Here is a 6,206-nt window from a genome sequence, read left to right as displayed (position 1 = left end):
AACGAATGACCCGGCAATCTCATCAATTGGAAAAGGTTGTAAGTTTTTAAAGCACGAATCATGAAATATGAACAGACTGAAAACAGAACACTATCTACTGCCTGCGCCTGAACATCCCAAATAGAGTTGACCATTGTTCGCTATTCAACAATCGTAAATCGTCAATTTGCTCACCTCTCACCTCTCACCACTCACCACTCACGTTTCAGGTTTCAAAGTTTAAAGTTTAGAGCCATTTAAACTTCGATATTAGATATTCAACATTCTGTGTTCAATATTCTAAACTTCTTTAGAAATATCCAATTATCCAAATGATCTGACTCACCTCTCACCACTCACACAAATACCTAATGCCTAATCCCTAATGCCTAATGCCTAATCCCTAATCCCCCCACCCTACAACTGCATAATCAAAAATTCAATCAAATCCGTCGTGGTAACAATTCCCACCAACACGTCATCATCAACCACCGGTAGCGCGTGAAACTCCTTTTTGGCCAAAATTTCGGCAACTTCCTTTATACTTGCAGTAGAAGATACACTGACCACGTTTTTAGCCATCACCTGCTCTATAGTAAACATATTATAGACCAAGCTCTCCACTTCCGTTTCAGACTCATCTACAGCGTCTGCAAAGCTAATGCGTAGCAAATCTGTATAACTCAACATGCCTATGATGGCATCGCCTTTGACTACGGGAATATGTCTGATTTTGTGTCGTTTAAACAAACGCTCTGCCGTTTCAAGATCATCATCTTTTTTAAGCGTAATGATCTTAGTGGACATTATGGAAGAAATTAATGGAATATTTTTCATGACTTATTGGTTTTTATAATTCATTGATAAATGTAGCTTATAATTCTTGTAGTAAGTATGATAAATGTCAGGTTGTGGCAGAGATACGAAGGGGTGGTGGAGAGAGGTGTGGGGTTCAGAAGGAGGTTAAACTATGAATTTTCAGGGCAAAATCCTAAAAGGTAGTGTATCATATTATAATTTCCTTTTTGAACGAGAAAGAATTTACAACAAACAGTCTCATGGTTAAAGAATAATCTCAAATTGCAGTTTTAGAAGACAAATAGGATCAAAAAAAAAATCCGGCCAAACTTAAAGTTTGTACCGGATTTATGATTCATTAGTTTATAAACTAACCATTATTCCCATAGCCATAATTATAGCCATAGTTATAACTATATCCGTAAGATTTGCTTGCGCCTACGCTATTGATCACATAAGCCATGTTTTTCAACTTGCCTGATTCCGATAAATCTTTAGAGAATTTCAAAAGATTCTTTTCTGTAAAATCTGCTCTCGCAATATAAACGGTCGCATCAGCCAATTGAGAGATCAACATGGTATCGGTAACCAAAATTGTTGGCGCCGTATCTACGATAATATAATCGTATTCCTCTTTTGCTTCTTCAATAAGCTTTGTAAAACGCCCGTTGGTCAAGAGGTGTGCTGGATTTGGTGGAATAGTTCCAGATAACATGATACGGTGGTTTGGGTGCTTGTCAAAACCACTGACCAAAGCGTCTCTCCATTCAAAATTGGTGTCATGGAGGTAATTAGCCAATCCCGGCGTGTCCTTCCCTTCATGAATGTGCGCATGGATCTGAGGATTTCTTAAATCGGCACCAATCAATAATACCTTCTTGTTGATACTCGATAAGGCCAAGGATAAATTGATACTCACATAGGTTTTCCCTTCACCTTTGATGGTAGAGGTACAGTAAATCACTTTTCCTTTGCCATCATTCGATACCGGTAAAATATAATCCACATTGGAACTTAAGATTCTAAAGGATTCTGCCAAAATGGATCGAGCATTCGGGTCTTCAAAAATAAATTCCTTGTCTTTCTTGATATCCGGGATTTCACCAATCACCGGAATTCTTGGATTAATCTTGGTGATATCTTCCTTACTGTGCAGTTTGGAATCCAATAAAAAGATGAGATATAAAATGCCAAATGGAACTAATAAGCCACCCACAAGCGCTCCTAAATAAATCACTCGCGACTTAGGACTAATTGGAGAATTCCCCGTCAAAGCATGCTCCACTATTTTAATGGAGGGCTCCGTAATGGCTAAATTAATCGCTGCTTCTTCACGTTTTTGCAGCAATAAGAGATACAAACTTTCTTTGATCTTTTGTTGACGGTCAATGGCACGTAACAACTTTTCCTTTTCTGGAATTTGAGCCACTTTCCCACTAAACCGATCATTTCGTGTTTCCAGTTGCTGACTTGAAGCTTCCAACTGATTCACATAATTGGCTAAAGACCGATTGATGTTCGCCTTTAAATCCGCCACTTCAGCCACGGCCTGCTGCACTATGGGGTTATTGGTACCGCCGCTATTCAAAAACTTGTCCCTATTAAGGACTGCAGCATTATAATTAGCTATCAACTCATTAATACCACCATTATTGATCCCAATATTCGCCGGCAATAAACCGGACTCACCATTCTCAGTGAGCGACTGCTTCAATAAGCGCGACAAGGCCAACTGCTGTTCTATCTGAAAGGCTTCCTCCTCAGACTTGGTCCGTTGTTCCAAGCCTAATGTGGCATCTACTTTAATATCCACTAAATTGTTGCGTTGTTTGAAATCCTGCCGCCCCACTTCTATAGAATCTAATTCCTGCGCCAAAAACACAAACCGGTCGTCAATAAAATCCAGCGTTCGTTTGGAGATCAATTGTCTATCATTAATCCCATCCTCATCAAATACGGCCATTAAGGTATTGACGATGTCTTCTGACAGTGCCTTACTTTCACCTTTGATACTTATTTTCAACAAATCACTTTGTTTGCCTATAGGTTCTACTGAAATTCGCGATTTCAATCCTAAGGCAACGTTCTCAATGGGTCTAAAGGATACGATAAATGTTCTACCTATCAACTCCGACTTTTTATTCAAAAGACCAAGATCAACTTCAAAAGGTAATTCGTGGGTTTTACTAGTGGTTGTATGGGTGTTGAAAGACATGTTGATCCCGTCCTTCTCATTACTAATATCCAGCCCCTTTTCGGTCACCTTAATTTTGTACGAGGAACTACTGATAATGCTATCCGGATGTACGAGTTGCGTAAACTCAAACGGCAAACCTTCTTGCTGAGAGATTCTAATCGTCCCTTCCTCGTAAAAACTGGTATTCAAATTCAACCGCCTAACCACCCGATCCATCATAATATAGGAGGTTAAAATTTCAGTCTCATTCTCCAAATTGATATTGGAGCGCTTAAAAATAAAAGCGGCCGTAGGCAATTCCAGCCCATCCGATTTATCTAAGATCTTGATTTTAGAATAGGTCTGATAAACACGGGGGGCAAACCGGACATACATATAGGCGCCTATTAAAGCAATAACCAGACTCAAAACAAACCAAGGCCAAAAGCGCAAGTACCGCCTAATCTCTTGTTTAAGGTCCAAATGATCCTCCTCCTCCATTGCGTATCTATTAGTATGTAAGTCCTCCATTATCGGGTTAATAAAATAGTTATACTTAAGACTAAAGAAATCACGGTGGCCACAGTACCTACATTGCCAATAAATCCAGACGATTTCACCTTTGGGTCGTTTGGATGTACCACGATCATATCGTTGGGCTTAATAAAATAATACTCGCTGTCCATAAAATCGGCCGAGGTCAGATCTATATGGGTCACTTTGCGGACCCCATCAACTTCCCTAGTCATGAGGATATCCTGTCGTTGCCCATTAATGGTCAAGTCACCCGCCAATCCTAATGCCTGTAAAAGGGTAAGGTTCTGCTCGGTGTACGTAAACGTACCTGGCGCTTTGACCTCGCCTAAAATGGTCACCTTCGCATTGAGCAACCTCACATCCACCCGTGCATCTGATAAGTGACCCCCCGAAACCAATAAATCGCTAATGGTAGCAGCAAGCTCTTGAGGCGTTTTATCTTTAGTGGAAATATCACCTAATACAGGCATAGTCACTGTATTGTTTAATGATACCACATAGCCTTCCAACTGCATAATGTCTAAACTTCTGGATTGTACGCCTTGTACCACACTCTTATTATACGGTAGAGCCGCTTCCGGAGATAAACTTTCTACGGTGATTTTTAAAATATCATTGGGTTGAATACTGGGCGATTGGTAAGGGATGGCCCCCACACCCTTGGTATCGATATCTTGCAGATAAAGAACGTCTTTTTTAGAGGCACAGGAATTTAAAAAAAACAGTGCCGTTACAACCAATAGGAGATGTTTCATTAAAATGGTCTTGAAATGTTTAAACAATTAGAGAATATAAAGATAAGGTGCAAAAGTAAGGCGTTTTATTTAGAAATGACACAAAATCAATGGCTCTGTTCTGTAATTTTAGATTCGGATTTGCTTTTGAAGAGCCAATGGTATATAAAAGCCACAGAATATAATACCGTACCAATACCAAGCAAAAGACAGAGTTGCAGATGGATTTCAAAGTCCTTAAACAAAAGTGCCAAAACAAACAGGACGGCATTGATGAGCACAATACATAAGGTGGTCTGTTTGTGTGAATAGCCCAAATTGATATAGCCATGGTGCAAATGGTTTTTATCAGCCTTAAACGGACTCGTTTTATGGATAACGGCGCGAATAAAGAAAATACGCAGAGTATCCAAAAGTGGGAAAAACACGATGGTCAGTACTAAAATCGGGGCTGAATTATAAAAAAGTGAGGTCTGAGACATTTGTGCTCCGCTGAGAAAGCGTACCACAAAAAAAGCGACCAGAAACCCGATGATCATGGACCCGGTGTCCCCCATAAAAATCTTACGCTTTCTTGAAAAATTAAATCGCAGAAAAGGCACCAAAGAACCAATGCTAGCCACCGCAATAGTGGTCATGCTGACATCCAGGGTTTTCCAAAAAAGAAATGCAAAGGCGGCACAAGCAAACAGGGCCAAGCTTCCTGCCAAACCATCCACCCCATCAATCAAGTTGTAGGCATTGATGATCAAGATATACACAAATAAGGTAAAGAGTACTGAAACTAAGTACGGTAAGGTGGTGATGCCAAAAATTCCAAAAAAACCAACAATACGGGTGTCGGTAAAAACAATCAGCACTCCGGCGACAAGCAATTGGGCCAAAAATTTTGTTCTTGGCGCCAAGACCAATAAATCATCTTTAAGGCCCAAAAAGAAAAGCACAGTTAAACCTCCCAACAGCAACATTAAAATTTTCGTGTCCAAGACTCCGCCAATGGAAGTAATTACCACGGCCAAACTAAAAAAGATAGCAATTCCTCCTAGGGTAGGCGTCTTAACAGAGTGAGCACTTCTTGAACCGGGCTCATCCATCAGCTGTTTTACTTTAGACACCTTTATTATTGTAGGGAAGGTCAGCCAGGAAACGATAAATGCCAAAATAAACGCCCACAATAACCAAATCCCTAAATAATCTAAGGGATTAAAATAAGCAAGAAGTTCTTGAATCATGACGCTATAGGTTTAAATATCAACAGGTAAAATAGTGGGGAATTTGGGCAAAGATACATTTAAAGTATTATATGTCACAATATTTTAATCTGTAAACTCAATCTTTTCCCACTATCAATTTACGATATTTTCAAAAATAATGCTCTTTACACCTTCATATTGACGCAAAACATAATATTATTTCATTTTTCTTGAATATTATATGAGAAGAACTGTGGGATTTGGGGCAGTAGGTTTTGGGTTTCCCGCCTCCGCTTTGCTACGGACGGGCAGGCTGGGTTCAAGGTTTCAAGTTGTCGGTTGTCGGTTGTCGGTTGTCGGTTGTCGGTTGTCGGTTGTCGGTTAAAAACAACAAAAACTAAATTTATCATCGCGCTCGTTGCGATTGACTTTGCGTTCTTAGCAGTTAAACTTAAACGTATTGAGCAGCAGTCTTGAATCTTGGTTCTTAATTTCTGACTTGTCCGAACCTATCCGCAGATACAAACGGATTCTTAATACTTAATTCTTAATACCTGATACTCTATCTTTGTTCTTGGTTCTTGGTTCTTAATTTCTGACTCCTGCGAACGTATCCACAAATACAGGCAGATTCTTCATTCTATTTTCTTTCGTCTTTTTTCTTTATTCTTTTGTCCTGGCTCCTGACTCCTGACTCCTGACTCCTGACTTCAAACTCATCCGAAAGCATCCACAAATACAGGCAGATTCTTCATTCTATTTTCTTTCGTCTTTTTTCTTTCTTCTTTT

The 6,206-nt window shown here is 39.7% G+C and carries 4 protein-coding genes; all 4 read right to left on the bottom strand.

Going from position 1 to position 6,206, the window contains the following annotated elements; translation table 11 throughout:
• Positions 1-396 precede the first annotated feature (396 nt).
• The 4 genes from J4051_RS18625 to J4051_RS18610 all read right to left on the bottom strand — a co-directional run bounded on the left by J4051_RS18625 (position 397) and on the right by J4051_RS18610 (position 5,456).
• Positions 397-816, bottom strand: a complete 420-nt coding sequence (locus J4051_RS18625) for a CBS domain-containing protein (RefSeq protein ID WP_208235396.1) — start codon at positions 814-816, stop codon at positions 397-399.
• Between the two features lie 331 nt (positions 817-1,147).
• Positions 1,148-3,484 carry a GumC family protein gene (locus J4051_RS18620; protein ID WP_208235395.1) on the bottom strand — a complete coding sequence of 779 codons (2,337 nt, stop codon included), beginning with the start codon at positions 3,482-3,484 and terminating at the stop codon, positions 1,148-1,150.
• Positions 3,484-4,245 (bottom strand): polysaccharide biosynthesis/export family protein, encoded by a 762-nt coding sequence (locus J4051_RS18615; RefSeq protein WP_208235394.1) that lies wholly within the window; start codon positions 4,243-4,245, stop codon positions 3,484-3,486. Before J4051_RS18615 ends, J4051_RS18620 begins: the two co-directional genes overlap by 1 nt.
• An 86-nt stretch (positions 4,246-4,331) precedes the next feature.
• Positions 4,332-5,456: a glycosyltransferase family 4 protein gene (locus J4051_RS18610; RefSeq protein ID WP_208235393.1), complete on the bottom strand. Its 1,125-nt coding sequence runs from the start codon at positions 5,454-5,456 to the stop codon at positions 4,332-4,334.
• Between the last annotated feature and the right edge of the window lie 750 nt (positions 5,457-6,206).

Source organism: Gelidibacter pelagius (assembly GCF_017581925.1).
GTDB lineage: Bacteria > Bacteroidota > Bacteroidia > Flavobacteriales > Flavobacteriaceae > Gelidibacter > Gelidibacter pelagius.
Note: the sequence above shows the minus strand (reverse complement) of the source record. Positions and strands in the feature narration are given on the sequence as shown.

Bases quoted from the DNA above. Each gene is read 5' to 3' on its own strand.
- J4051_RS18625 (WP_208235396.1), bottom strand. From the start codon at position 816: ATGAAAAATATTCCATTAATTTCTTCCATAATGTCCACTAAGATCATT.
- J4051_RS18620 (WP_208235395.1), bottom strand. From the start codon at position 3,484: ATGGAGGACTTACATACTAATAGATACGCAATGGAGGAGGAGGATCAT.
- J4051_RS18615 (WP_208235394.1), bottom strand. From the start codon at position 4,245: ATGAAACATCTCCTATTGGTTGTAACGGCACTGTTTTTTTTAAATTCC.
- J4051_RS18610 (WP_208235393.1), bottom strand. From the start codon at position 5,456: ATGATTCAAGAACTTCTTGCTTATTTTAATCCCTTAGATTATTTAGGG.